Here is a 25,985-nt window from a genome sequence, read left to right on the forward strand (position 1 = left end):
TTAGTAACCTATGTAAAATATATACAACCGGAGGGTTATAGGTGAACATATAATATTTTCGGATGTTGATTAATTACCAGTCATTTAACATTTAATTAAACAAATAAAAACATAAAACACAAGCGAAATGTACAATTATTATCCGTTAACTGACCAGAGTGTAGCCGGGTTCTATCTCTATGCCAGAAACCCGGCCTGATTTCTATGCCCGACGTGTTGCCAGCCAGCAAAGTAGTGAGCCAGCACAGACCATCAGTGCGCCTTGCCAGAACGAGAACGACAGCGGGGCGCTGAGCAATACGGCAGCCAGTGCAGAAGAAAGCACAGGGGTGAAATAAGACCCTACCGCCATGACAGTGACATTACCGTGTAAAATTCCGATATTCCATGCTGCGTAGGCAAATCCTAGCGTTAATGCAGCAGTGAACATCTTAATGGTCACCGGTGTGCTAAAAACCATTTCTGGTTGGGGCGTCATAAAATAGTAGACCCACAAACTTGTCGCGGTCAGTAAAACAAAAACGGTAATGCCATTAAACCCTTTCGCAAATTTATTCGTGACGGTGCAATATGTTGCCCAGATAAAAGCACCAAAAAATGCGAGAAAATAACTCAGCGGACTACTGGCAATGTTGCTGATAATTTCACCTGGATTTAGACCGTTCTCGCCACCTAAAACCCAGCAGACTCCGGTCAATGCGAGAATTAATCCTGGAATTATCATCCAGTTTGTTTTTTGACCATTAAATAATATAGCAAACAAAATCGTCAGACTTGGCCAGAGATAATTGACCATTCCTACTTCTATTGCCTGGTGTCGGGTAGCGGCATAACCTAATGCCAAAGCCAGGCAAATTTCATAGCTGACAAAAAGCACGCTACCCGCGATTAAATAGCGAGGCGGAATTTTTTTGATATTCGGAAATCCGACGGTAAATATCAGCAGAATACCGCTTAATGAGAAAATCATCGCTGCGCCGCCCGCCGGCCCCAGTCCTTCACTCACTCCACGCATCAACCCCACCATCGTGCTCCACAGCACGATGGCGATGAGTCCGATTAACGTTGCTTTTTGTTTTGTCATGCTGTTTGTCTGTCCGTCGTCCTGGCAAAAATGAAGCTGAAATTTATAGCACTTTTACGTCAGTACGGGCTAACTAATTAGCTTTTAGCTAACTCCTTGTGGGTACAAAGGTTACACAAACTGCACTATTTAGTAGCGGAACCGTTTCGTTATTGATTTGACGCAAAAAAAATATGGATATAGCTGTTAGTTTCGACGCGAAGTTGTACATGTCATCTTTCAGACTGCCGCGCTGGCGCAAGGTGAAAGATGTCTTGTACGAACCCCTGTAAAAAAGAGGAAAGCAATGGACGTCAGCCGCAGACAATTCTTTAAAATCTGCGCGGGCGGTATGGCGGGAACAACAGTGGCAGCACTGGGTTTTGCACCCAAAATGGCACTGGCTCAGGCGCGAAACTACAAACTGTTACGCGCAAAAGAGATCCGAAACACCTGCACATACTGTTCCGTAGGTTGCGGGCTATTAATGTATAGCCTTGGTGATGGAGCAAAAAACGCCAAAGAGTCGATTTATCATATCGAGGGGGATCCCGATCATCCGGTGAGCCGTGGGGCACTTTGTCCTAAGGGCGCAGGATTACTGGATTACGTGCACAGCGAAAGCCGTTTACGCTACCCGGAATATCGCGCTCCTGGTTCCGACAAATGGCAACGCATCAGCTGGGATGAAGCGTTCTCCCGCATTGCAAAACTGATGAAAGCAGACCGTGATGCCAACTTTATTGAGAAGAATGAGCAGGGCGTTACGGTAAACCGCTGGCTTTCAACCGGGATGCTGTGTGCATCTGCGGCGAGTAATGAAACCGGCATGCTGACGCAAAAATTCGTGCGCTCACTCGGCATGCTGGCAGTAGACAACCAGGCACGCGTCTGACACGGACCAACGGTAGCAAGTCTTGCTCCAACATTTGGTCGCGGTGCGATGACCAACCACTGGGTTGATATCAAAAACGCTAACGTCGTGATGGTAATGGGCGGTAACGCCGCTGAAGCTCATCCGGTGGGATTCCGCTGGGCGATGGAAGCTAAAAACAACAATGATGCTACGCTGATTGTTGTCGATCCCCGTTTTACACGTACAGCGTCGGTTGCGGATATCTATGCGCCGATTCGCTCCGGCACGGACATTACGTTCCTGTCCGGCGTATTGCTGTATCTGATTGAAAATAACAAAATCAATGCTGAATACGTTAAGCACTACACCAACGCCAGTCTGCTGGTGCGGGATGATTTTGCTTTTGAAGACGGTCTGTTCAGCGGTTACGACGCTAAAAAACGTCAATACGATAAGTCGTCCTGGAACTACCAGTTCGATGAAAATGGCTACGCAAAACGCGATGAAACCTTAAGTCATCCACGCTGCGTCTGGAACCTGCTCAAACAGCACGTTTCCCGTTACACGCCGGATGTGGTGGAAAACATCTGCGGTACGCCGAAAGCCGACTTCCTGAAAGTGTGTGAAGTTCTGGCCTCCACCAGTGCGGCCGATCGTACCACGACCTTCCTGTACGCGCTGGGCTGGACGCAGCATACCGTTGGTGCGCAGAACATCCGCACCATGGCAATGATCCAGTTGCTGCTCGGTAACATGGGGATGGCCGGTGGCGGCGTAAACGCATTACGCGGTCACTCCAACATTCAGGGCTTAACTGACCTGGGTCTGTTATCGACCAGCCTGCCCGGGTATCTGACGCTACCGTCAGAAAAGCAGACTGATCTGCAAACCTATCTGGCCGCCAATACACCCAAAGCGACGCTGGCCTCCCAGGTTAACTATTGGGGCAACTATCCGAAGTTCTTCGTCAGTTTGATGAAATCTTTCTACGGCGATGCGGCGCAGAAAGAAAACGACTGGGGCTTTGAATGGCTGCCGAAGTGGGATCAGTCCTACGACGTCATCAAATATTTCAACATGATGGATAGCGGGAAAGTCACCGGCTACATCTGTCAGGGCTTTAACCCGGTTGCGTCCTTCCCGGACAAAAACAAAGTGGTGCAGAGCCTTAGCAAACTGAAGTATCTGGTGGTTATTGATCCGCTGGTCACAGAAACGTCCACATTCTGGCAAAACCACGGCGAATCCAACGATGTTGATCCGGCGTCGATTCAGACTGAAGTTTTCCGTCTGCCATCCACCTGTTTTGCAGAAGAAGACGGCTCGATTGCTAACTCTGGCCGTTGGCTGCAGTGGCACTGGAAAGGTCAGGATGCACCGGGTGAAGCACGTAATGACGGCGAAATTCTGGCCGGTATTTACCATCGTCTGCGCGAAATGTATCGCACCGAAGGCGGTAAAGCTGTAGAGCCTGTGCTGAAAATGAGCTGGAACTATAAGCTACCGGACGAACCGCATTCCGAGGAAGTGGCCAAAGAGAACAACGGCTATGCGCTGGAAGATCTCTATGATGCCAATGGCGTACTAGTGGCGAAAAAAGGTCAGTTGCTCAACAGCTTTGCGCTCCTGCGTGATGACGGTACAACGTCATCCTCCTGCTGGATTTATACCGGTAGCTGGACCGAGCAGGGCAACCAGATGGCCAACCGCGATAATGCCGACCCATCAGGTCTTGGTAATACGCTGGGTTGGGCATGGGCATGGCCACTGAACCGTCGTGTACTGTACAACCGCGCTTCGGCGGATCCGCAGGGTAAACCGTGGGATCCGAAACGAATGTTGATCCAGTGGAACGGGACTAAGTGGACCGGTAACGATATCCCTGACTTCAACAACGCTGCGCCGGGCAGTGGCACCAATCCGTTTATCATGCAGCCGGAAGGGCTGGGGCGTCTGTTTGCCATCGATAAGCTAGCGGAAGGGCCGTTCCCGGAACACTACGAGCCGATGGAAACGCCGCTGGGTACTAACCCGCTGCACCCGAACGTGATCTCCAACCCGGCAGCGCGTCTGTACGAGGCGGATGCATTGCGCATGGGGACGAAGCAGGACTTCCCATACGTCGGAACCACCTATCGTCTGACCGAACATTTCCACACCTGGACCAAACACGCATTGTTGAATGCGATTGCCCAGCCAGAGCAGTTTGTGGAAATCAGCGAAACGTTGGCGGCAGCAAAAGGTATCGGCAACGGCGACTACGTGAAAGTCAGCAGCAAACGTGGATTTATTCGTGCGGTTGCGGTGGTCACCCGCCGTCTGCAAACCCTGAACGTCAACGGCCAGAAGGTCGAAACCGTAGGGATCCCGATCCACTGGGGCTTTGAAGGAGTCGCGCGTAAAGGCTTTATCGCCAACACCCTGACGCCGAACGTCGGTGATGCAAACTCGCAAACGCCGGAATACAAAGCGTTTTTAGTTAACATCGAGAAGGCGTAAGGGGGCGAATATATGTCTATGGAAACGCAGGACATCATCAAAAGGTCCGCAACAAACTCCATCACGCCGCCACCGCAGGCTCGTGATTACAAAGCCGAAGTCGCGAAACTGATCGACGTTTCCACCTGTATAGGCTGTAAAGCCTGTCAGGTGGCTTGCTCAGAGTGGAACGATATCCGTGATGAAGTGGGGCATTGCGTCGGGGTGTATGACAACCCCGCCGATCTCAGCGCCAAGTCCTGGACGGTCATGCGGTTTACCGAAACCGAACAGAACGGCAAGCTGGAATGGCTGATCCGTAAAGACGGCTGTATGCACTGTGAAGATCCGGGCTGCCTGAAGGCATGCCCGTCTGCCGGGGCAATCATCCAGTACGCGAACGGGATTGTTGATTTCCAGTCAGAGCATTGCATTGGTTGCGGGTACTGTATTGCCGGGTGTCCATTTAATATTCCGCGCCTCAATAAAGAGGATAACCGCGTGTATAAATGTACGCTGTGTGTGGATCGCGTCAGCGTTGGGCAAGAACCTGCCTGCGTGAAGACCTGTCCGACCGGGGCAATACATTTCGGCACTAAGCAAGAGATGCTGGAAATGGGTGAACAGCGTGTGGCAAAACTAAAAGCACGCGGTTTTGAACATGCCGGACTCTACAACCCAGAGGGAGTGGGTGGTACGCACGTCATGTACGTTCTGCATCATGCCAACCAGCCGGAGCTGTACCACGGTTTGCCGAAAGATCCGCAGATAGATACCTCTATCAACCTGTGGAAAGGGGCACTGAAACCGTTGGCAGCCGCCGGATTTATCGCCACCTTCGCCGGACTGATTTACCACTACATTGGCATCGGCCCGAATAAGGAAGTGGACGACGACGAGGAGGATCATCATGAGTAAGTCGAAAATGATTGTGCGCACGAAATTTATCGATCGCGCCTGTCACTGGACGGTGGTGATCTGCTTTTTCCTGGTGGCGCTGTCGGGGATTTCGTTTTTCTTCCCGACTCTACAATGGCTGACGCAAACCTTCGGTACGCCGCAGATGGGGCGTATTCTGCACCCCTTCTTTGGTTTGCTGATCTTCGTTGCGCTGATGTTCATGTTTGTGCGCTTTGTTCACCACAACATCCCGGATAAGAAAGACATCCCGTGGCTGAAAAACATTGTGGAAGTGCTGAAGGGCAATGAACACAAAGTGGCCGATGTGGGCAAATACAACGCCGGACAGAAAATGATGTTCTGGTCGATCATGAGCATGATTTTTGTGCTGCTGGTCACGGGCGTTATTATCTGGCGTCCATACTTTGCGCAGTATTTCCCGATGCAGGTAGTGCGTTACAGCCTGCTAATCCACGCTGCGGCGGGCATAATTCTGATGCACGCTATCCTCATCCATATGTATATGGCATTTTGGGTGAAAGGATCAATTAAAGGCATGGTTGAAGGGAAAGTGAGCCGTCGCTGGGCGAAGAAACATCACCCACGCTGGTATCGCGATGTTGAAAAGCTGGAAGCGAAGAAAGAGAGTGAAGAAGGGGTTAAGTAAACCTGACGCTTTCTGACAACAATGGCGCTGCGGATGTAGCGCCATTTTTTTTGCCAAAAAAACGTCATGTTTCTGTCATCTGGTAAACGTAAGGTGTTGTCTTTCCAATAAGAGAAGAGTTAAAAGACAATGCATCTGGTGAAAAAATTACTCGCAGTCAGCGTATTTCTCTGTGCGTCCGCTCAGGCGCAGAATATCCTCGAATTTCCGCAGCCGGAGAATAACCCGGAAGAGTTTTATGCCGTGACCGAAATCCCGGCTGGCGGGATCATCAAATATGAAACCGATGCGAAAACCGGCTTTATCGTCGCCGATCGCTTCCAGTCGATGCCGGTTGCCTATCCGGCAAACTACGGCTCATTGACCCAGTCCCTGGCAGGTGACGGTGACCCGCTGGATGTGATTTTCTATACCCGGGCACCGCTGGCCCCAGGAACGCTGATCAAGTTGCGCGCGATTGGCGTGCTGAAGATGATCGATGGCGGGGAAAAGGACGATAAAATTGTCGCCGTGCCGGCCAGCAAAATTGACCCCACCTATGACGACATCAAAGAGTTGAGCGATTTGCCAAAGATCGAAGTGCAACGACTGGAGTCATTTTTCCGCGTATACAAAGCGTTGCCGGAAGGGCGTAAGAAAGTAGAGTTAAATGGCTTTAACGATGCGGCCACCGCGAAACAAGAGATCAAGCAGGCATGGGATGCCTGGAAAGAGAAAAAACCGCAGCAGTAACGCATTGCCGGATGGCGCTAGTGCTTATCGGGCCTACATTTTTGTAGGCCCGGTAGGCGTCGCGCCACCGGGCGTTGTTATCAGAGCTTCGCCGTTATCTCCTCTATCTCCTTACGCCATTGCGCCTGCAACAACGGCTTTTGATGTTTCGGCTTGCGGGCGAGATCGTCGGCCAGACGTTGCTCCAGCTCGAGAAGCTGTTCCAGTAATTCATCGCTGTCACCACGTATTTCAGCTCTCGCTTCGACCACCGTTTTGGGAACGCTCATCTCCTCAGACGTTTCCCGAATACGATCGTTGATCGCGTCCAGATCGTGCCATTCGCTAAGTTCGCCATTATCGATAAACCAGAACCGATTACAGCTTTGGCTGATAAGCTGACGGTCATGGCTGACCAGCAGTACGCCGCCGCTGAAACTTTGTAGCGTCTGCGCTAGCGCTTCTTTACCTTCCATGTCCAGATGGTTGGTCGGTTCATCGAGCATTAGCAGGCTATAACGCGCCAGCGTAAGCCCGACAAACAGTAGCCTCGAGCGCTCTCCACCGCTTAAGGTATTGACCCGCTGCTGATGGCGAACCCACGGGAATCCCGCACTGATCAGCGCCATCTTGCGAACATCAGGCTGCGGAGCAAACGGTTCGAGCGCATCAAACAACGTGTCGTCATCTGCGAGCTGGTGTAACGTCTGATCGTAATACCCCAGAGTGACGCGAGGGTGTAACACCAGTGAATGCGATGTTATTTCCGACTGAAACTGCTGCCAGATAAGCCGTAGCAGCGATGATTTCCCACAGCCGTTACGCCCAACAATTGCCACCCGGTCACCACTTTTTATCCTGATACCGGCGATGGAAAATAACGTCGCGGCGTCAGGCGCTGGCGCGACAGCCAGGTTTGTCATTTCCAGCAGGCGATCGGCACGCAGGGCATCACCCTGTAATGTTAGTGTCCACTGACTTCCTGCGGTCACTTCCGTCTGAACATCCTTCAGGCGCTGCACCTGCTTTTCCATCTGCTTGGCTTTGCGGGACAAATCTTCGTTGTCGTAGACACGACCCCAGGTTGCCAGTCGTTTGGCGCTGGCGGTAACGCGGTCAATTTCCTTTTGTTCCGCCTTATAGCGCAGTGCATCGCTGGCATCTCTCTCAACCAGAGCCTGACGAGCGGCGCTGCAGGGAAGATCAAAAGCGTGCAGTGTGCGATCGCGCAGGATCCATGTTCCCTGCGTGACGGCATCAAGCAGTTGTGGATCATGGGACACCACCACGAAGCTGCCAGACCAGTTCTGTAAGAACTGCTCCAGCCACAGCAATGTCGGCAAATCCAGGTGGTTGCCAGGTTCGTCCAGTAACATCAGGTCAGGGTTTCGCATTAGCGCACGCGCCAGCAGCAGGCGAGTATGCTGTCCACCACTCAGCGTTTGCGCAGTGAGATGCAAATTTTCCGGCGTAAAGCCCATTTCGGCGAGCAACGCTTCAACGCGCCACTGCTGGCTGGCGCGCTCATGTTCGGGAAGCTGAGCAAGTACAGCCTCCTGCAACGTAAGTGGCAGTATATCGTCCGGCAAGTGCTGCTCCACGCGGGCGAGGTGGCAGTGATTCGCCTGCGCAATGATTCCACTGGTGGGGGCGATTGTGCCATCAAGCAGTTTTAACAGCGTGCTTTTTCCGCAGCCGTTGTAGCCGATTAGCCCAATACGGTCGCCTTTTTTCAGGGTAAAAGAGAGAGAGTCGAACAGGGTGCCGAATGCCGTATCAACGTGTAAGGATTGTGCGGTTAGTAATGTGCTCATTGTTGCTTACTCAAGAGTTACAGGCGTAAAAACGCCTCGTCAAACATCGCTGACGATAACCCGGTAAGCCCGAGAGAAGGAGATTTAGAAGTTAGCTTCGCTCAAGCAGAAGTTATCGCAGCACGATACCGATAACGCTTGAGCACTGGCGATCGCCAAAAGCATGTGAAACGATGAAACGTTCACAGTACAGCATAAGTATCCTCCTTTTATATTTCCGAATGTTAATCGATGGTGAAAGTGTAATCGCAACTGACACCGTTGTGCAAGTGTTGAGCGCCCGGCGACAGGATCGCCACCGGGCAAACCGTCAAATAGAAGTACGACGGTAGTCGCGGTATTCCGCCTGCCAGAAATTGTCGTCGATTGCCTGTTGCAGGGCTTCGGCGGAGGTTTTCACCGCCACACCTTGCTGCTGGGCCATTTTACCGACGGCAAAGGCAATAGCGCGGGAAACGGTCTGGATGTCTTTCAGCTCCGGTAACACCAGCCCTTCGCCGTTGAGTACCAGCGGTGAATACTGCGCCAGGGTTTCACTGGCTGACATCAGCATCTCATCGGTGATGCGTTTTGCGCCTGAGGCTATAACGCCAAGGCCGATACCCGGGAAGATATAGGCGTTGTTACACTGGGCAATCGGGTAGATCTTATCTTTCCACACTACCGGAGAGAACGGGCTACCGGTCGCGACCAGCGCGTTACCCTCGGTCCACGCGATAATATCCTGTGGCGTCGCTTCTACGCGCGAGGTCGGGTTAGACAGCGGCATGACGATCGGACGCGGGCAATGCTTGTGCATCTCACGGATGATTTCTTCGGTAAACAGGCCCGTCTGGCCGGAAACGCCGATCAGAATGTCTGGCTTGACGTTGCGAACAACATCAAGCAGTGACAGCACATCTTCCTGTGTATCCCAATGTTGCAGGTTCTCGCGTTTTTGCACCAGCTTAGTCTGGAAGGAGAGCAGGTTTGGCATTTTATCGGTTAAAAGGCCAAAGCGGTCGACCATAAACACGCGTTGACGCGCGGCTTCTTCGCTCAATCCTTCACGCTGGATTTGTGCGATGATCTGCTCGGCGATCCCGCAACCTGCGGAACCGGCTCCAAGGAAAACAATGTTCTGCTCGCTCAACTGGCTGCCGGCCGCACGGCTGGCTGCAATCAACGTGCCCACAGTGACCGCCGCGGTGCCCTGAATATCATCGTTGAACGAGCAAATTTCGTCGCGATAGCGATTGAGCAGCGGCATCGCGTTTTTCTGCGCGAAGTCTTCGAATTGCAGCAGTACGTCCGGCCAGCGATGCTTCACGGCCTGGATGAACTCATCGACGAATTCGTAGTATTCATCATCAGTAATGCGCGGGTTACGCCAACCCATATACAGAGGATCGTTGAGCAATTGCTGGTTGTTGGTCCCCACATCCAGCACCACGGGCAGCGTGTACGCCGGACTAATTCCACCGCAGGCGGTGTACAGAGACAGCTTGCCGATCGGAATACCCATGCCGCCGATACCCTGATCGCCAAGACCAAGGATGCGTTCACCGTCGGTGACAACGATGACTTTGATATTGTGGTTCGGGACGTTTTGCAGAATATCGTCCATGTTGTGACGGTTCTGATACGAGATAAACACACCGCGTGCACGACGGTAGATCTCGGAGAAACGCTCACAGGCCGCACCCACCGTTGGGGTGTAGATAACCGGCATCATCTCATCAAGATGATTATGTACCAGTCGATAGAACAGGGTTTCGTTGGTGTCCTGGATGTTGCGCAGGTAGATATGTTTATCGATTTCTGTTTTGAATCCCTGATATTGGATCCAGGCACGTTCAGCCTGTTCTTCAATCGACTCGACAACTTCCGGCAGTAACCCCAGCAGGTTGAAGTTACGGCGTTCTTCGATGCTGAAGGCACTCCCTTTGTTCAGTAGGGGAAACTCAAGCAGTACCGGGCCAGCGTAAGGGATGTAAAGGGAACGCAGTTTTTTAGTTTCGTTTTCCATGTCACTCACTCTTTTTTGAATAACCGTCCCTGGCACTCTTTATGATCGTATGTAGCCTGTCTGCCAGGGAAACGGGCGAAGTATAAAGCATTGTGAATGGGTTAAGGGGTTTTATAAGCAAAAACACCACTGCGGTTGCAATGGTGTTTATCTCGTTAATCAGTATGTCGTGCGGGGAACTACTTGCTGTCAGCGCGGCGCTTTCTTCCGGTAGGATTGTTGACCACGCTGGATTTGTCGCCTTCGGTCACGACTTTACGTTGATTGGAGATTTTGTGGTCCAGTCCAAGAATATGACGGGCCTGACGGTTCGATTTCATTCTAACTCCTTAATCCTGTTACTGGTTTCAAGGGCGAGCCCGCGTAAGAACGGACGAAATACAACCTGACAAAAAGCCGATGAGTGAATCAACGGCTCTTTGGATGGTCGGTCATTTTATCTGAAAGGTCAATGCTTAAGCAGGAAATGCAGAACTTTCCATTATGAGTCATGCATTTTCCCATGAGGCCTATACTTGTTACTCCGATGACAACACAGGAGAGCGGTAATGACTATCCATAAGAAAGGTCAGGCCCACTGGGAAGGCGACATTAAACGCGGCAAAGGGACCGTGTCGACAGAAAGTGGCGTACTTAACCAGCAACCGTATGGATTTAATACGCGTTTTGAAGGCGTCAAAGGCACTAACCCTGAAGAGTTGATTGGCGCAGCACATGCTGCCTGCTTCTCGATGGCACTGTCGTTGATGTTGGGCGAAGCCGGTTTTACACCCGATGCTATTGATACGACTGCCGATGTTTCTCTGGATAAGGTGGATGCCGGTTTTGCGATCACCAAAGTGGCGTTACACAGCCAGGTGAGCGTGCCGGGGATAGACGCCGCTACGTTTGACGGGATTATTCAGAAAGCGAAAGCCGGATGCCCGGTGTCGCAGGTACTGAACGCGGAAATTACGCTGGATTATCAGCTGAAGTCTTAATCGTGGCGTGCCGGATGCGACTGCGTCTTATCCGGCCTACGACAGTGCCGGATGTAAGTCGGTCTTATCCGGCACCAGATGATGTTATTGCGCCACCCAGCCGCCATCCATATTCCACGCCACGCCGCGCACCTGCGCCGCGCTGTCTGAGCACAGAAATAGCGCCAGCTCACCCAACTGTGTCGGTGTGACAAATTCGCGTGACGGCTGCTTTTCTGCCAATAAGGCATCGCGTGCCGCAGTGGGCTCAGTACCCTCAGCAATACGTTTGTCGATCTGCTGCTGGACCAGCGGGGTCAACACCCAGCCGGGGCACAGCGCATTACAGGTGACACCGGTCTGTGCGGTTTCCAACGCAATCGTCTTGGTTAAACCCACCACGCCATGCTTGGCTGCGACATACGCCGATTTGTCTTTTGACGCAACCAGCCCGTGCACCGAAGCGATATTAATAATGCGACCCCAGTTACGCTTGCGCATTCCGGGCAGGGCCAGACGCGTGGTGTGAAAAACGGAGGAGAGGTTAATAGCGATAATCGCGTTCCATTTGGCTACCGGAAACGTTTCTACTGGTGAAACATGTTGGATCCCGGCGTTGTTAACCAGAATATCCACACCACCAAACTCACTTTCAGCGTAACGCATCATATCGGCAATTTGCGCTTCATCGCTCAGATCCGCGCCATGGAAACCTGGGGTTTTACCGTACTGCGCAACCGCGTCTTTAGCGGCCTCCACATCACCGAAACCGTTAAGAATCAGGGTGGCTCCTGCTTGTGCCAGTACCTGAGCGATACCTAGACCGATACCGCTGGTCGAGCCGGTAACCAGAGCGGTTTTACCCGTTAAGTTCATGATGATTCTCCTTAAACGATTCCTGTGGTGTAGAAGACGCCGATAACAAACAGCACGGCCAGGCTTTTGATGACGGTGATGGCAAAAATCCCGCCGTACGCCTGACGGTGGCTGAGGCCAGTAATCGCCAGCAGGGTAATGACCGCGCCGTTATGTGGCAGAGTGTCCATGCCGCCGCTCGCCATCGATGCGACGCGGTGGAAGACTTCGAGTGGAATATTGGCGGCATGTGCGGCAGCAATAAACGTATCGGACATTGCCGCAAGCGCAATACTCATCCCGCCGGATGCCGAGCCGGTGATCCCGGCCAGAGTGGTAATGCTGATCGCTTCATTGAGCAACGGATCGGGAATGGCCGCCAGTGCTTTTGACAACACCAGGAATCCCGGCAGGGCGGCGATAACCGCGCCAAAACCGTATTCTGATGCGGTATTCATCGCCGCGAGGATAGCGCCGCCAACCGCCGTTCTGCTGCCTTCAGCCAGGCGACCTTTGATGTTGCGGTAGCCGAATAGCACCACCAGCAGTATCCCCGATATCAATGCTGCTTCTACGGCCCAAATAGCCGTAATTTTCCCCACTTCAGTGGTAATAGGTTTGGCAAGTCCCGGGAGTTCCAATTGATGCGTCGCGCCATACCACTGCGGGATCCAGCGGGTAAACAGCAGGTTAAATACCCCCACCAGGATCAGCGGAGAAATAGCGATAATCGGGTTTGGCAGGTTAATGTTATCCGGCGTTTCCGGCTCATTTAACAGTTCAGTTCCATAGCCCTCATTTTTAGCCTGCGCTTTCCGGCGCTGGCGTTCGAGATACACCAGACCAACAAAGATAATAAATAGCGAACCTATCAGCCCCAGCCACGGCGCGGCCCAGGCGTTAGTCCCAAAGAAGCTGGTTGGAATGATGTTCTGGATCTGCGGCGTACCCGGCAGGGCATCCATCGTAAAGGAGAATGCCCCCAGCGCGACGGTTGCCGGGATCAGACGTTTGGGGATATTACTTTGGCGGAACAGTTCAGCCGCGAACGGATACACCGCAAAGGCGACCACGAACAATGACACGCCGCCGTAGGTCAGGAGAGCACATACCAGCACAATGACCGGGATTGCATGGCGTCGCCCGAGAATATTAATAGCAGCAGCAACGATTGAACGGGAAAAACCGGATAACTCGATTAACTTGCCAAACACAGCTCCAAGCAAGAACACCGGGAAGTAAAGCTTTACAAAACCGACCATTTTTTCCATAAACAGACCGGTGAAAGCGGGGCCGACGGCGCTCGGTTCCGTAAGCAGAACAGCACCTAATGCCGCGATGGGGGCAAACAGGATAACGCTGTATCCGCGATAGGCTGCCAGCATCAGCAAGCCCAGCGCTGCCAGGGCGATTAATACACTCATCATGACTCCTTATTATTATAGTGGGGTACAGAAAGAGACGTTATGGCTTCAGGGCAAAGCGCAGTTGATGTTCACGGCGTTGCTGAATGTATTCCTTGCGCGAATCATCCCAGCGATAAAAGCCCTGGCCACTGCGCAAGCCGGTGTCGCCGTTGGCAACCTTGTCAGCAACAAGTGACATCATGTCACTGCCGGTGGCGAGTGTTGGGAGCAGATGGCGGCAAATGTCCTGCACGGTGGACAGTCCGGTCATGTCTGCCGCTTCCAGCGGGCCGACCATGGCATAGCGACGTCCGAGGGAGGCGCGCATCACCTGATCCACCACTTCCGCGCTGGCGATCCCGCTTTTGACGATATGCAGCGCTTCACGCAGCAGTGCGAATTGCAAGCGGTTGCCGACAAAACCCGGTGCGGCTCGATCGAGCACCACCGCTTCCAGTTGCATAGAGAGCAACAGACGTTGCAATTCGCTGAGATATTCTGGTTTCGTTGCTGAACCTGGCACAATTTCAACCAGCGGAATAAAGTGGGGTGGGTGCCAGAAATGGGCGATCAGCAACCGTTCGGGGTGGGTGAGTTTTTCTGCCAGCGCATCCGGCGGCAGGCCGCTGGTATTACTGGCAATCACCGCATCTGGGGCGATTAATGCTTCCAGTTGTGCGTACAGTGCGTGCTTAAGCTCGAGTCGTTCCGGGATCGCTTCAATCAGTAATTGCGTGGTGGCGATATCCTGCAGCGAGGTCGTACCGTGCAAGCGACTCAGAACCGACGCTTTGTCCTCTGCGTGAAACAGGTCAGTCGCGATCAGCTCATCGAGAATGCTACCGGCGACGGCGGTAATTTCAGCAATCCGGTCGCTATCGGTATCAAATAGCCAGATATTATGGCCGAAACGGGCAAAATGGGTGGCAATGCCGACGCCCATTAAACCCGCGCCCAGGACGCTAAAGTGATTATTTTGCATGCTGTTCTCCTGTTGAACGCTCTACCGCCAGTGCGACACCCTGACCACCCCCTACGCACAATGTGGCCAGTCCTTTGGTGACGTTGCGGCGTGCCATTTCATGTAACAGGGTCACCAGAATGCGGCAGCCAGAGGCGCCAATCGGATGACCCAGTGCAATCGCGCCGCCGTTGACGTTAACTCTGTTGCTGTCCCAGTTCAGAGCTTCACCCACCGCCAGCGCCTGTGCGGCAAATGCTTCGTTAGCTTCGATAAGATCAACGTCATTGAGTGTCCATCCGGCACGTTTCAGACACTGGAGCGAGGCTTCTACCGGGCCAATACCCATGATAGACGGGTCGACACCGGAAACGGCGTATCCCGCGACCCGGGCGAGTATCGGCAGGTTGAGCGTTGCGGCTTTGGTGGCGCTCATCAGCATCACCGCCGCCGCGCCGTCGTTGATTGATGAGGCATTCCCTGCGGTGACCGTGCCATTGCCAGGGCGAAAAGCCGGTTTCAGTTGTGCCAGTTTCTCCGCCTGAGTATCCGGGCGTGGCTGTTCATCACGCTCAACCAAACGTGGTGGCTTTTTCCCTTGTGGAACGCTGACCGGCGTGATTTCTGCGTTGAATCGACCGGCTTCAATTGCCGCTGCGGCTTTCTGCTGAGACTGCAACGCAAAGGCATCCTGTTGTTCGCGGCTGATAACAAACTTATCTGCCAGATTTTCAGCAGTAATGCCCATGTGGTAGTCGTTAAACGCATCCCACAGTCCGTCGTGTACCACGCTGTCTTTCAGACTGGCATGCCCCAAACGCAGGCCCGAACGTGCGCCGTCGAGAAAATAGGGCGCATTGCTCATGCTTTCCTGACCTCCGGCAATGACGATGTCCGCATCACCGCAGCGGATAGCCTGCACCGCCTGTTGCACCGCTTTCAGGCCTGAACCACATACCAGGTTGATGGTTAGCGCAGGGACCGTCACCGGCAAACCTGCCCGTAATGCTGTCTGTCTGGCCGGATTCTGGCCGCTGCCTGCCGTCAGAACCTGTCCCAGGATCACCTCGTCAATGTGCTCCGGCGCGACGGCGGTTTTTTCCAACAGAGAGCGGATCACTACCGCCCCCAGCTCCACGGCACTGAGCGGTGCCAGGGCCCCATGGAAACTGCCAATGGGTGTGCGCGTTGCCGCGACAATAACAACATCCTGCATGGTCAGCTCCTCAGTTGAATTGCATTTCTGGCACTGTGTCGGGAACGATCAGTTTTCCAGCGGTCCTGGCAACAATCTCCTCGACGCTGATGCCTGGCGCACGTTCGCGCAGGATGAATGCGCCGTTGGCGATCTCCAGTAGCGCCAGGTCGGTAAGCACGCGTTTAATGCAGGCCACGCCGGTTAATGGCAGGGTGCAGGCGGGGAGCAGCTTGGACTCACCGTTTTTGGATGCATGCGTCATGACCACAATGATGTTTTCAGCCCCGGCCACCAGGTCCATTGCGCCGCCCATGCCTTTCACCATCTTTCCGGGGATCATCCACGACGCAATGTTGCCATTGGTGTCCACCTCAAATGCGCCAAGCACCGTCAGGTCAACGTGACCACCGCGGATCATGGCGAAAGACTGTGCTGAATCGAAAATTGCCGCGCCTTTACGTGCCGTCACGGTCTGTTTCCCGGCGTTGATCATGTCGGCATCCAGTTCGTCTTCGGTCGGAAACGGCCCCATCCCCAACAGACCGTTCTCCGACTGCAGCATCACGTCCATACCCTCGGGGATATAGTTGGCCACTAAGGTTGGAATACCGATCCCGAGGTTGACGTAATAACCGTCGCGCAGTTCCCGGGCGACACGCATCGCCATTTGTTCACGCGTTAACATGGTCAGGCTCCTTTCTGGCGCAGGGTGCGTTGTTCAATGCGTTTTTCAAACTGCCCCTGAATGATGCGGTTTACGAAAATTCCCGGGGTATGAATCGCCGCAGGGTCCAGTTCACCGGGAGGAACAATTTCTTCAACTTCCACGACGGTAATGCGCCCGGCGGCGGCCATCAGCGGATTAAAGTTCTGGGCAGTGTGGCGGTAGATAACGTTGCCGTACCAGTCGGCTTTCCAGCCTTTGACCAGCGCAAAATCACCCGTAATCGCCTGTTCCATGATGTAAGGACGGCCGTCAAATTCACGTACCTCTTTGCCTTCGGCGACGGGGGTACCGTATCCCGTGGCGGTGAAAAACGCCGGGATCCCTGCGCCGCCGGCCCGTAACTGCTCAGCCAGCGTGCCCTGTGGAGTCAGAATGGCTTCCAGTTCACCGCTCAATACCTGCTTTTCAAACAGCGCATTTTCGCCAACATAGGACGCCACCACTTTGCGTACCTGGCGTGTTTCCAGCAGCACACCGAGGCCAAAACCATCCACACCGCAGTTGTTTGAGACGACAGTCAGTCCCTGAACCTCCCGACGGCGTACTTCGGCAATCAGGTTTTCAGGAATGCCGCATAAACCAAAACCGCCTGCCAGCAGCGTCATGTTGTCGGTCAGCCCAGCCAGCGCCTCTTGATACGTGGCGACACGTTTATCCAGTCCAGCCATACACTTGTCCCTCCAGTTGTCCTTGTCGACATCATTGGGGGTGAAAAATGATTTGTTAATTTTAAATTTGTGACTCACTCATTGGGTTTTTTTATCAATTTAATGTTAATTAAAGGTATTCAATAGGTTAAAGGAATGAGAAATGGGAATGAGCATCAAACAGTTACGCGCGTTTTTAGCGGTAGCTCACACTCTGAATTTTGCTCATGCCAGTGAACGACTGAATATGTCGCAACCTGCGTTAAGTCTGGCGATTAAAGGGCTTGAGGACTCGTTGGGCGGGGCCTTACTGCTGCGCACGACGCGCAAAGTCACCCTGACACAGGAGGGCGAAACGCTACTGAATATGGGGAGGCAACTGCTTGCTGACTGGGAGAATACTGAAGAAGCGATGCGTCAGCGCTTTACGTTGCAACGCGGTAAAATCTCCATTGCTGCCATGCCCTCGTTTGCGGCAAACGTCTTGCCACAGGTACTGAAAACCTTTCGGGATTGCTATTCCGGTATTAACGTGACGGTTCACGATGTCATAAACGAACAGGTCATTGAAATGGTGAGTGAAGGGCGGGTGGAGATGGGGATCGCCTTCGAGCCTGATTATTCAGGGCAACTGCACTTCACGCCGCTCGGTGTCGATCGTTTTGTGGCGATCGTCCCGCCAACATCCAGGCTGGCGGGGCGAGAGCGTATTGCATGGCGCGAATTGCTGACGCTGGATTTTATTACGCTGCAACGTCCATCTGCCGTGCGCCTGATGCTGGAAGAACAACTGGTGCAAAGCGGACATACGCTGGACGTGGCGCTGGAAAGCCATCAACTGGTGACCGTTGGCCGTATGGTGGCAAACGGATTGGGCGGCAGCGCAGTTCCCGCACTGTGTCGAACACAAATGACCGAACTTGGCGCAACCTGTATAGAGCTTGACGGTCCCGTGATCCAGCGGCGGATCGGGGTACTACGCTCGGCACACCATAAATTATCAACTGCGTCGGGAATGCTGGTGGATGCGCTGAAAAAGGCGTATCTCGCCTGAAAATGCGCAGTCAACAGATATCAATGGCCCGCCAACAGCGAACTTCCCGTCCGGCTTCATTTTTCAGTAATGTCTGTTTTTTTTCACATCCGTGGGTTGCCAGCGGGCATCTGTCGCGGAAAAAACAGCCTTGCGGTAGTGTTCTGTTGCCAGGGAGTTCGGTTTTACGCAGGACCAAATCCTCAGCCAGTGGCGTACCCGTTTTAGGCACCGAATCCAGCAACAGACGGGTGTAAGGATGTGCCGGATGCGAGAGAACCTGCTGCGCATCGCCCAGTTCGACAATTTGCCCAAGATACATCACCGCCACGCGGTCACTCATATGCCGCACGACCGATACGTTATGCGATATCAGCACAAAAGTCAGATTCCGGCGTGCCTGCAATGCAACCAGCAGATTGAGGATTTGCGCCTGTACCGAAATATCCAGTGCCGACGTCGGCTCATCAAGGACGATCACATCCGGCTCCGATGACAGCGCGCGGGCGATGGCAATACGCTGGCGCTGCCCGCCGGAAAAGGCATGCGGCAGGCGATCGAGATATTCCGGACGAATCCCTACCTGTCGAGCCAAATCCTCGGCCAGGGCGCGGCGCTCGCGTTCAGCGCTACGCTTTTGGATCCATACCGGCTCAGTGATTATTCGCCATACCGGCAAGCGCGGGTCCAGGGATGAAAGCGGGTCCTGAAAGACCATCTGCATACCATTGTTGCCCCCGCTGCAAGAATAGTACCCCTGGCTCGGTTTAAGCATCCCCATCAGCAGTTGTGCCAGCGTACTTTTACCGCAACCGGATTCACCAACAATCCCCAGCGTTTCCCCCTGGCGGATTTGTAAATCCAGACCGTTGAGTGCATGCACCCGCTCTGTTACTTTGCCGAGCCAGTTTTTTCGCGCGGGGAAGTTGATATGAACATCCTGCAGGTCCAGTAAAATATCAGACATGTGTCGTCTCCAGTTGTGGGTACCAGCAGGCGGACTGTTGATCCGCACCGCCCTGGCTGCATAAATCAGGTGTTTCTTCACAGCGAGGCCCCGCGGCAAAGCAGCGCTCGCGGAATGCGCATCCGACAGGTAAACAGGTTAAATTCGGTACGGTACCCGGAATCGCGGGGAGCAATGCACGCGGTTCACCGTGCTCAGGCGCACATTTCAGGAGGCCAATAGAGTAGGGATGTGTGGGGTGCTGAATAACGGTTTGTGTTGGACCACTTTCAATCACGCTCCCGGCATACATAACGTATAACCGGTCACACAATTGCGAGACGACGGCCATATCATGGCTGATAAACAACACGGCGGTACCGCTGGCCCGTGCTTTAAGCTTCAGTAATCGCAGTACCTGAAGCTGTACTGTGACATCCAGCGCGGTGGTGGGTTCATCGGCAATGATCAGGTCTGGCTCGCAGGAAAACGCGAGCGCAATCATCACGCGCTGACGCATCCCCCCAGAAAGCTCAAACGGGAAGCGGGACATCACTTCCGGGGCATCCGGGATTTGCATTTCTTCCAGTAAAGCGATGGCTTTCTGCCGGGCATCCGTGCGGCTCAATGCCTGATGGTGACGAATGACCTCCACCATTTGTTGGCCGATTCGTCGTGTTGGATTCAACGCTGTCATCGGCTCCTGGAAAATCATCGCCACGCGTTGGCCGCGCCACTGGCGCATTTGTTTTTCGCTGGCAGTTAAAACATCTTCACCCAGCAGCGTAACGCGCCCCTGATGGATACGATAGCTTCCTTCGGGTAACAGACGCATGGCGAGCATGGCCGTGACGGATTTCCCTGAGCCAGACTCACCGACCACGCCGACAATTTCCCCCCGGTTGATATGCAGCGACACATGATTCAGCGCATGCACATCCGCTTTATAACCGGGGAAGCTCAGGTGCAAATTCTCGATCTCCAGGACTGGTTGTGTCATGACTGTTTTCCTCCGGCTTTCGGATCCAGCAGATCGCGAATACCATCACCAAAGAGATTAAAGCCCACGGCGGTAATCAGAATGGCGGCACCAGGAAATGCACAATACCACCACTGATCAAGTACGTAGTTTCTACCAATCGCCACCATTGCGCCCCATTCAGCGCTGGGTTGTTGAGCGCCGAGCCCAATAAATCCGAGCGTGGCGGCCATCAGGATCGCACTGCCAATGTCCAGTGATGCCTGCACAATCAGCGGGGGAAGTGAATTGCGTAAAATATGCCAGCTGATCAGATGCCAGCGGGATGCACCATAGGTTCGCGCGGCCTGTACATAAGTAAACTGACGAACGACCAACGTTTGACCGCGTGCGAGGCGTACATAGAAAGGAATACGTACAATCGCAATCGCCAGCATGGCGTTGAACAGACTTGGCCCTAATGCGGCGGCCAGTGCCATTGTCAGTACCAGCGAAGGAATGGACAGCATAACATCCATCATACGCATGATGATCGCATCGGCACGTCCGCCCATCACGCCAGACAGGCATCCCAACAGCGAGCCCAGCCCGCCAGCGATACCAACCACCACCAGACCGGCGACAATTGACTGCTGACTTCCGACCAGGACGCGGCTGAACAGATCACGACCCACTTCATCGGTGCCAAACCAGTGGATGGCCGACGGTGGCAACAGGCGTGCGGTCAGATCAATGGCGTTAGGATCGTAAGGGGTGATCCACGGAGAGAGCACCATTAACAATAGCATCAGTACAATAATGACGCCGCCAATCAGCGTCAGCGGACTGCTCTTCATCATCCAGAATAGCTTTGCCCAGTCAACACGGCGGCGGGTCGCTGGTGATGGGGCGGGTGTTTCTTGTGTGAGCATCACTGTGCACCTCCACGTCCGATTCGCGGGTCAATCCACAGGTAAAGGAGATCCACCACCAGGTTGACCAGCACATACGCAAAAGAGACCACCACGGCAAATCCCATGACTGCCGGGAAATCGAGTGCCTGAATGGAGGTCACAACCCAGGCACCCATGCCCGGCCAGGCAAAGACCGTTTCGGTCAGTACTGCACCATAGAGCAGATCGCCCAGGGCCAGACCCAGCACGGTTATCGACGGAATCAACGCATTCGGCAACGCATAACACAAAATGATATACCAACCCGGTAAACCACTGGCCCGCGCGGTGCGGATATAATCTTCGCTCAGTTGTTCCAGCATGGCGGAACGAATCTGTCGGGCAACGATCCCTAAGTGCACGAAGGCCAGCGTCAGCGACGGCAGGATCAGGTGCTGCAGCGCATTGAAAAAGACCTCAGCGTTGCCTTCCAGCAGCGCATCAACCAGATAGAAACCGGTGACGTGCGTGGGGGGATCGAGCCAGTCATCAAGCCGTCCGCCGCCGGGTAAAATCTGCAAATGGCCATAAAACAGCACGATAACGCCGAGGCCCAACCAGAATGCCGGGGTCGAAATACCGGTAATAGCCATCAGGCGGACAAGGTGGTCGAGCCAACGGTTGCGCCAGACTGCAGACAGAATACCCAACGGGATACCGATGATCAGCGCCAGCAGCAGAGAGCAGAAGGCCAATTCAAGCGTGGCAGGGAAGAATACGCGCAATTCATCCAGCACCGGCCGGCCGGTGCGAATGGAGGTGCCTAAATCACCCTGAAAAATATCGCTGACGTAACGGAAAAACTGAATATACAGCGGCTGATTCAGTCCCAGCTGTTGGCGAATATTTTCGACAATTTCATCGCTGGCGCGATCGCCGGCCAGCAGCCGTGCGGGGTCGCCCGGGATCAGGTGCGAAATAATAAAAGTGATTACACAGACACCGGCAACCACCAGGATAAGTCCCCAGCATCGCTGGCGTAAAATGCTCCAGAACGTCATTGGCTTCCCCTTGCGGAGCCAGATTGGCTCCGCATTAACGTGGCTTATTTACTCATGGTGGCGATGTTGAAGACCTGTTCCAGCATGGGGTTGAAGACAAAACCTTTGACGTCTTTATTCATCGCCAACTGGTAGTTTTTCTGGAATAAATAGACGTAAGCTGCTTCATCAATGACGATGGTTTGCGCCTGCTGGTAATCATTGGTTCTGGCAACCTGGTCGGTAGTGGCCAGCGCGCTGCGCAGCAACTTATCGACCTCACTGTTTTCATAGAATGAACGGTTGCCCGGCAAGCCTTTCTTATCCGACTCGAACCAGTAGTTCATGAACATGTACGGGTCAGCAAAGTCCGGGCTCCAGTTACCGATGGCAATGTCATAGTCACCTTTACCGACGCGGTCGCGCATGGTGGCATTTGCCAGTTTTTCCAGTTTCACCTTAATGCCTAACTTGCCGAGGCTGGCCTGAGTGGAGAGTGCAATCGGCTCCCAGTTAGGATCGTTATCGGAATACAGGAAACTCAGGGTTTCGGGTTTGTTGGCAACGTTACCTAATGCTTCTTTTGCTTTCGCTTCATCAAAGCTGTACTGCATGGCCTTGTCATCAAAACCCCACATCCCTTCAGGAATAGGACCACGCATCTGCTTGCCGTTACCGCTCAGGATCCCTTTCACCATCCCCTTATAATCAGTGGCCCATGAGATAGCGCGGCGCAAATCCACCTGATTGAGCGGCGCCTTGCTGTTGTTCAGGTATAAATAGGTCACACGCAATGATGGGTAATCCGCCACGTTGACTTTACCTTCCTGTTTGAGGGCAGCAAGCTGGTCGACAGGGAGTGCATCGGCGATATCAATATCGCCACGAGACAGTTGCAAACGACGGGAGGCGCTTTCTCCGATGATTTTGACCGATACGCGTTTAAACGTGGGTTTAGGGCCGGAATAATGTGGGTTGGGTACCAGCACCAGTTGTTGTCCTTTTTGCCAGCTCTTCAACATAAAGGGACCAGACCCAGCCGTATTTTGTGCCAGGAATCCACGAGCATCATCCGCGGCATGCTCTTTTAAGATCGCCGGGTTGATAATTGAGGCACCGTCATTGGCCAGCGTATATAAGAACGGCGCGAATGGTTGGCTAAGGGTAAATTTCACCGTGTTGTTGTCGATGGCATCAATTTTCAGATCTTTCGGAAATGCCTCAGCCGGCCCTTGACCGATCTTGAGCAGGCGCTCAAAAGATTGTTTTACTGCATCAGCGGTCACTGGCGTGCCGTCGGCGAATTTAGCATCGCTTTTCAGGGTAAAGGTCCATTCTTTTTGGTCATCAGACGCTTTCCAGCCGCTGGCCAAATCACCTTCAACTTCCGTGGAGCCTTTGCCGCCCTCAGTTTTGTACTGAACCAAACGTTGATATGAAGGATAAGTCACCGTCCAGTCGTTGTTATCGATTGTTACAGCAGGGTCGAGCGTTTGTGGATCGGCGGCTTTACCGATAACCAGCATGTCTTTAGGGACGGCAGCCTGCGCGGCAGGCAAGGCGACCGCCAGCGCAACGGCTAACAGAGCGGGGCGAAAAAACGAGGTTAACGCAGGTGTAGTCTTCATAACCAGGCTCCAGAATTAAAGGGGATGTTGTGTTGTTATAGACGTGACAGTGTAACAAGCTATTTGATCGTCAAGCAGCGGGTAACGCGCGGCATTTGGCAGTTCGAAATGCCACCACTCGCTGTTGATGCCGACAAAACCGCCGCCGAACATGATGGCATTGAGCAGCAGTCGATTACGCTGCGCAGCCGGAGGAACTGAAGGGTGCCAGGCATGGGAACGGTCATGCATTTCATCAAAACCGGCCCCCATATCGAGCACATTACCGCGAGTGTCCATCAGCGTGACGTCAATGGCCGTACCCCGGCTGTGATTCGAACCGATCGCCACATCCACCACATACTGCGGATCCGGACAGGCATTCCACAGTATCGCCTGCGCCTGCTGTGGGCGGTACGCGTCATACACCACCAATGACAAACCCGCCAGCTGCGCGATGCTGATGCTTTTGGCCAGCGCAGTGACGGCCTCGGAATGCAGCAGACAGCGCGCTTCCTGGTAGATGGGCGCGCCGGTAATGTTATCGGCTGTAGCGTATTTCAGATCGATATGCAGTGACGGGAATATCACCGACAAATCGACCAGTTGTGGGGTATCTGACATAGCACGTTTCCTGTTTATTGTTCGAATTGACCAAATTGTTGTTGTAACTGGCGGTTAGTTTGCAGGCGTCCCGCGAGGGAGTCGCCCAATTGCGCGACCACCGCGGAGAGTAATAGGTTGAACAGGCAACTTACCGGCGCAAGCGAATCCCAGAAGTGCCCGGTGTCCGTTTTCACCTGAAGTAAATCAATGGCATAGTCTCTGGCCCAGGGGCACCAGACATCCGTGATTAACGCGAGAGGAATGCCGCGCTCACTGGCAACGCGGCAATATTGTCGGGATGTCGCCGAGTAAGCGCGCGTATCGGTGATCACGACATAAGGTTGATTAAATCCCGAGTTCAGCGACTCAACCCAGCTACCGGAAAGTCCTTCGGAGTAACTCACTTTCGGTCGCAGATATTCCAGATGGCTAAAAAAGGCGTTGGCGATCCCGCGGGTGGACTGGATCCCAAGAATATAAACAGCTTCGGCCTGCGCTAATTGCTGCGCAATACGTAAAAATGTTTCGCTTTGTGCCAGTTGATAGACGTGGGTGATAGCGTCAATTTCCAGCAGCAGCGATTGTTGTGCGCGGTCAGGTAGATTTTGCTGCTGGTGCCAGGAGTCCAGGCGCTCGTTCATTCCCCAGGGCTGATAGGGAATAGCGGGTATTTCACGCAGGCTGGCTTTCGCATCTTCCAGGTTACGAAACCCGAGTTTACGCAGGTAACGCCCGACGGTAATGCCACTGGTTCCTGCTGCTTTTGCGATGCCGTCTGCCGTTTCAAAAGGGATCTGTGCAGCGTGCGCTAACAACCAACCGGCAACGCGCTTTTCGCTGGGCGTTAGCTGGCTAAAGGTCTGTTCTATGCGGGCAAATAACTCAGGTTTTGATGTCATTACCATCTCGCTGTTAGTTGTTTGTCAGATACCGCTTCACTGTTACCAGATTAACAATGCAGGACGCGTGCCAGGTCAGCGACAGCGCTGCGTCGGGGCTCTTTGTTAAAAAGCATCAATTTTCATTAACTAATGATCAACATTTGTGCAGCGTAGTTCAGTTTTGGTGCAACGGTAGGGTAAGTGAGGGATGAATCTGCTGATTTCGTCGTAACGATCACATTGTGTGCAACATTTCTTATCAGACATCAGAATCAGTAATGTGAAATATAAATTTCAGCCATATCGATGACCGTAATCTTTATTCTTCTGACGGTGGGAGTATTATTTTTTGCGAACTACATTAACGGTTTAAAGCGCAAGTGTAGATATTATCTGGATTATAAATGGAGTACTACAATGAATAAATTCTCCCTTTCTACAGCAGGCATCCTGGTCGCAGCGCTGTTAACCAGTGTAAGCGTCAATGCAGCAACTGATAACGCTAAAACTGAAGTCACTCCGAAAGGCATGAGCTGCCAGGAGTTTATTGATTTGAACCCGCAAACTATGGCTCCGGTTGCTTTCTGGGTGCTGAATGAAGACGAAGACTTCAAAGGCGGTGACTTCGTAGACTATAACGAAACCATCACTACAGCTGTGCCTCTGACCGTTGAACTTTGCAAAAAACATCCGCAAAGTGAATTAAGCAAAATAAAAGAAGAAATCAAAAAAGAATTATCTAAATAATATTAAGCATGTATTAAAACCCAG

At 53.1% G+C, this 25,985-nt stretch carries 24 protein-coding genes; 7 read left to right on the plus strand and 17 right to left on the minus strand.

The window, feature by feature from the left end; all coding sequences use genetic code 11:
• Window positions 1–202: 202 nt before the first annotated feature.
• Window positions 203–1,084 carry an aromatic amino acid efflux DMT transporter YddG gene (gene yddG, locus NNO08_RS19140; protein WP_271448841.1) on the minus strand — a complete coding sequence of 294 codons (882 nt, stop codon included), beginning with the start codon at window positions 1,082–1,084 and terminating at the stop codon, window positions 203–205.
• Window positions 1,085–1,370: 286 nt separating this feature from the next.
• Here yddG and fdnG point away from each other — a divergent pair, with 286 nt between their 5' ends.
• From fdnG to NNO08_RS19160, 4 genes are all read left to right on the plus strand, one after another.
• Complete coding sequence (gene fdnG / locus NNO08_RS19145; protein WP_271457343.1) at window positions 1,371–4,418, plus strand: formate dehydrogenase-N subunit alpha; 3,048 nt, start codon at window positions 1,371–1,373, stop codon at window positions 4,416–4,418.
• A 12-nt stretch (window positions 4,419–4,430) separates the two neighbouring features.
• Window positions 4,431–5,315, plus strand: coding sequence for a formate dehydrogenase N subunit beta (gene fdnH / locus NNO08_RS19150; protein ID WP_003833024.1), 885 nt, complete (start codon window positions 4,431–4,433; stop codon window positions 5,313–5,315).
• On the plus strand, window positions 5,308–5,964 hold the full coding sequence (fdnI, locus tag NNO08_RS19155; RefSeq protein ID WP_048211647.1) for a formate dehydrogenase-N subunit gamma: 657 nt from the start codon (window positions 5,308–5,310) through the stop codon (window positions 5,962–5,964). Before fdnH ends, fdnI begins: the two co-directional genes overlap by 8 nt.
• Before the next feature lie 129 nt (window positions 5,965–6,093).
• Window positions 6,094–6,696, plus strand: a complete 603-nt coding sequence (locus NNO08_RS19160) for an inorganic diphosphatase (RefSeq protein ID WP_271442373.1) — start codon at window positions 6,094–6,096, stop codon at window positions 6,694–6,696.
• An 80-nt stretch (window positions 6,697–6,776) separates the two neighbouring features.
• On the opposite strand, the gene NNO08_RS19165 is transcribed toward NNO08_RS19160, so the two are convergent.
• From NNO08_RS19165 to sra, 3 genes are all read right to left on the minus strand, one after another.
• Window positions 6,777–8,489 carry an ABC-F family ATP-binding cassette domain-containing protein gene (locus NNO08_RS19165; protein WP_271457344.1) on the minus strand — a complete coding sequence of 571 codons (1,713 nt, stop codon included), beginning with the start codon at window positions 8,487–8,489 and terminating at the stop codon, window positions 6,777–6,779.
• Window positions 8,490–8,799: 310 nt separating this feature from the next.
• The gene (maeA, locus tag NNO08_RS19170; protein WP_271442375.1) at window positions 8,800–10,497 is read right to left on the minus strand and encodes a malate dehydrogenase; all 1,698 of its coding nucleotides are present in this window, start codon (window positions 10,495–10,497) and stop codon (window positions 8,800–8,802) included.
• A gap of 179 nt (window positions 10,498–10,676) precedes the next feature.
• The gene (sra, locus tag NNO08_RS19175) at window positions 10,677–10,817 is read right to left on the minus strand and encodes a stationary-phase-induced ribosome-associated protein (protein WP_005126806.1); all 141 of its coding nucleotides are present in this window, start codon (window positions 10,815–10,817) and stop codon (window positions 10,677–10,679) included.
• Between the two features lie 228 nt (window positions 10,818–11,045).
• Between sra and NNO08_RS19180 the strand changes: the two genes are divergently transcribed.
• Complete coding sequence (locus tag NNO08_RS19180) at window positions 11,046–11,477, plus strand: OsmC family protein (protein ID WP_005126807.1); 432 nt, start codon at window positions 11,046–11,048, stop codon at window positions 11,475–11,477.
• An 84-nt stretch (window positions 11,478–11,561) separates the two neighbouring features.
• Here NNO08_RS19180 and NNO08_RS19185 read toward each other — a convergent pair whose 3' ends face one another.
• The 6 genes from NNO08_RS19185 to NNO08_RS19210 are packed head-to-tail and all read right to left on the minus strand — an operon-like array spanning window position 11,562 to window position 17,271.
• Window positions 11,562–12,332, minus strand: coding sequence for a 3-hydroxybutyrate dehydrogenase (locus tag NNO08_RS19185; RefSeq protein ID WP_271457345.1), 771 nt, complete (start codon window positions 12,330–12,332; stop codon window positions 11,562–11,564).
• Between the two features lie 11 nt (window positions 12,333–12,343).
• Window positions 12,344–13,738, minus strand: a complete 1,395-nt coding sequence (locus NNO08_RS19190) for a GntP family permease (RefSeq protein WP_199951110.1) — start codon at window positions 13,736–13,738, stop codon at window positions 12,344–12,346.
• Window positions 13,739–13,775: 37 nt separating this feature from the next.
• Entirely contained in the window at window positions 13,776–14,699 is a 924-nt protein-coding gene (locus tag NNO08_RS19195) for a 3-hydroxyacyl-CoA dehydrogenase family protein (protein ID WP_271457346.1), read from the minus strand.
• Window positions 14,689–15,894, minus strand: coding sequence for an acetyl-CoA C-acetyltransferase (locus NNO08_RS19200; RefSeq protein WP_271457347.1), 1,206 nt, complete (start codon window positions 15,892–15,894; stop codon window positions 14,689–14,691). The genes NNO08_RS19195 and NNO08_RS19200 overlap by 11 nt, the downstream gene beginning before the upstream one ends.
• A gap of 10 nt (window positions 15,895–15,904) precedes the next feature.
• Complete coding sequence (locus NNO08_RS19205; RefSeq protein ID WP_137383055.1) at window positions 15,905–16,561, minus strand: CoA transferase subunit B; 657 nt, start codon at window positions 16,559–16,561, stop codon at window positions 15,905–15,907.
• A gap of 2 nt (window positions 16,562–16,563) precedes the next feature.
• Entirely contained in the window at window positions 16,564–17,271 is a 708-nt protein-coding gene (locus NNO08_RS19210) for a CoA transferase subunit A (RefSeq protein WP_048211658.1), read from the minus strand.
• Window positions 17,272–17,413: 142 nt separating this feature from the next.
• Here NNO08_RS19210 and NNO08_RS19215 point away from each other — a divergent pair, with 142 nt between their 5' ends.
• Window positions 17,414–18,304, plus strand: coding sequence for a LysR family transcriptional regulator (locus NNO08_RS19215; protein WP_061067901.1), 891 nt, complete (start codon window positions 17,414–17,416; stop codon window positions 18,302–18,304).
• A gap of 10 nt (window positions 18,305–18,314) precedes the next feature.
• Here the strand turns inward: NNO08_RS19215 and NNO08_RS19220 are convergent, their stop codons facing one another.
• The 7 genes from NNO08_RS19220 to NNO08_RS19250 are packed head-to-tail and all read right to left on the minus strand — an operon-like array spanning window position 18,315 to window position 25,232.
• The gene (locus NNO08_RS19220) at window positions 18,315–19,250 is read right to left on the minus strand and encodes an ABC transporter ATP-binding protein (protein ID WP_271457348.1); all 936 of its coding nucleotides are present in this window, start codon (window positions 19,248–19,250) and stop codon (window positions 18,315–18,317) included.
• The gene (locus tag NNO08_RS19225) at window positions 19,243–20,229 is read right to left on the minus strand and encodes an ABC transporter ATP-binding protein (RefSeq protein ID WP_271442381.1); all 987 of its coding nucleotides are present in this window, start codon (window positions 20,227–20,229) and stop codon (window positions 19,243–19,245) included. The genes NNO08_RS19220 and NNO08_RS19225 overlap by 8 nt, the downstream gene beginning before the upstream one ends.
• Complete coding sequence (gene ddpC, locus NNO08_RS19230) at window positions 20,226–21,122, minus strand: D,D-dipeptide ABC transporter permease (RefSeq protein WP_271457349.1); 897 nt, start codon at window positions 21,120–21,122, stop codon at window positions 20,226–20,228. Before ddpC ends, NNO08_RS19225 begins: the two co-directional genes overlap by 4 nt.
• On the minus strand, window positions 21,119–22,141 hold the full coding sequence (locus tag NNO08_RS19235; RefSeq protein WP_137383060.1) for an ABC transporter permease: 1,023 nt from the start codon (window positions 22,139–22,141) through the stop codon (window positions 21,119–21,121). Before NNO08_RS19235 ends, ddpC begins: the two co-directional genes overlap by 4 nt.
• A gap of 44 nt (window positions 22,142–22,185) precedes the next feature.
• Entirely contained in the window at window positions 22,186–23,748 is a 1,563-nt protein-coding gene (locus NNO08_RS19240; RefSeq protein ID WP_271457350.1) for an ABC transporter substrate-binding protein, read from the minus strand.
• A 15-nt stretch (window positions 23,749–23,763) separates the two neighbouring features.
• Entirely contained in the window at window positions 23,764–24,351 is a 588-nt protein-coding gene (gene ddpX, locus NNO08_RS19245) for a D-alanyl-D-alanine dipeptidase (protein ID WP_271442384.1), read from the minus strand.
• A gap of 14 nt (window positions 24,352–24,365) precedes the next feature.
• Window positions 24,366–25,232, minus strand: a complete 867-nt coding sequence (locus NNO08_RS19250; protein WP_271457351.1) for a MurR/RpiR family transcriptional regulator — start codon at window positions 25,230–25,232, stop codon at window positions 24,366–24,368.
• 399 nt (window positions 25,233–25,631) lie between these two features.
• Between NNO08_RS19250 and hdeB the strand changes: the two genes are divergently transcribed.
• Window positions 25,632–25,961, plus strand: a complete 330-nt coding sequence (hdeB, locus tag NNO08_RS19255; protein ID WP_005122660.1) for an acid-activated periplasmic chaperone HdeB — start codon at window positions 25,632–25,634, stop codon at window positions 25,959–25,961.
• Window positions 25,962–25,985: the final 24 nt, after the last annotated feature.

This window comes from Citrobacter sp. Igbk 17 (assembly GCF_028069775.1).
Classification (GTDB): domain Bacteria; phylum Pseudomonadota; class Gammaproteobacteria; order Enterobacterales; family Enterobacteriaceae; genus Citrobacter.

Excerpts from the sequence above, each read along its gene's own strand:
- yddG (WP_271448841.1), bottom strand. The coding sequence starts at position 1,084 with ATGACAAAACAAAAAGCAACGTTAATCGGACTCATCGCCATCGTGCTG.
- fdnH (WP_003833024.1), top strand. The coding sequence starts at position 4,431 with ATGTCTATGGAAACGCAGGACATCATCAAAAGGTCCGCAACAAACTCC.
- fdnI (WP_048211647.1), top strand. The coding sequence starts at position 5,308 with ATGAGTAAGTCGAAAATGATTGTGCGCACGAAATTTATCGATCGCGCC.
- NNO08_RS19160 (WP_271442373.1), top strand. The coding sequence starts at position 6,094 with ATGCATCTGGTGAAAAAATTACTCGCAGTCAGCGTATTTCTCTGTGCG.
- NNO08_RS19165 (WP_271457344.1), bottom strand. The coding sequence starts at position 8,489 with ATGAGCACATTACTAACCGCACAATCCTTACACGTTGATACGGCATTC.
- maeA (WP_271442375.1), bottom strand. The coding sequence starts at position 10,497 with ATGGAAAACGAAACTAAAAAACTGCGTTCCCTTTACATCCCTTACGCT.
- sra (WP_005126806.1), bottom strand. The coding sequence starts at position 10,817 with ATGAAATCGAACCGTCAGGCCCGTCATATTCTTGGACTGGACCACAAA.
- NNO08_RS19180 (WP_005126807.1), top strand. The coding sequence starts at position 11,046 with ATGACTATCCATAAGAAAGGTCAGGCCCACTGGGAAGGCGACATTAAA.
- NNO08_RS19185 (WP_271457345.1), bottom strand. The coding sequence starts at position 12,332 with ATGAACTTAACGGGTAAAACCGCTCTGGTTACCGGCTCGACCAGCGGT.
- NNO08_RS19190 (WP_199951110.1), bottom strand. The coding sequence starts at position 13,738 with ATGATGAGTGTATTAATCGCCCTGGCAGCGCTGGGCTTGCTGATGCTG.
- NNO08_RS19195 (WP_271457346.1), bottom strand. The coding sequence starts at position 14,699 with ATGCAAAATAATCACTTTAGCGTCCTGGGCGCGGGTTTAATGGGCGTC.
- NNO08_RS19200 (WP_271457347.1), bottom strand. The coding sequence starts at position 15,894 with ATGCAGGATGTTGTTATTGTCGCGGCAACGCGCACACCCATTGGCAGT.
- NNO08_RS19205 (WP_137383055.1), bottom strand. The coding sequence starts at position 16,561 with ATGTTAACGCGTGAACAAATGGCGATGCGTGTCGCCCGGGAACTGCGC.
- NNO08_RS19210 (WP_048211658.1), bottom strand. The coding sequence starts at position 17,271 with ATGGCTGGACTGGATAAACGTGTCGCCACGTATCAAGAGGCGCTGGCT.
- NNO08_RS19215 (WP_061067901.1), top strand. The coding sequence starts at position 17,414 with ATGGGAATGAGCATCAAACAGTTACGCGCGTTTTTAGCGGTAGCTCAC.
- NNO08_RS19220 (WP_271457348.1), bottom strand. The coding sequence starts at position 19,250 with ATGTCTGATATTTTACTGGACCTGCAGGATGTTCATATCAACTTCCCC.
- NNO08_RS19225 (WP_271442381.1), bottom strand. The coding sequence starts at position 20,229 with ATGACACAACCAGTCCTGGAGATCGAGAATTTGCACCTGAGCTTCCCC.
- NNO08_RS19235 (WP_137383060.1), bottom strand. The coding sequence starts at position 22,141 with ATGACGTTCTGGAGCATTTTACGCCAGCGATGCTGGGGACTTATCCTG.
- NNO08_RS19240 (WP_271457350.1), bottom strand. The coding sequence starts at position 23,748 with ATGAAGACTACACCTGCGTTAACCTCGTTTTTTCGCCCCGCTCTGTTA.
- ddpX (WP_271442384.1), bottom strand. The coding sequence starts at position 24,351 with ATGTCAGATACCCCACAACTGGTCGATTTGTCGGTGATATTCCCGTCA.
- NNO08_RS19250 (WP_271457351.1), bottom strand. The coding sequence starts at position 25,232 with ATGACATCAAAACCTGAGTTATTTGCCCGCATAGAACAGACCTTTAGC.
- hdeB (WP_005122660.1), top strand. The coding sequence starts at position 25,632 with ATGAATAAATTCTCCCTTTCTACAGCAGGCATCCTGGTCGCAGCGCTG.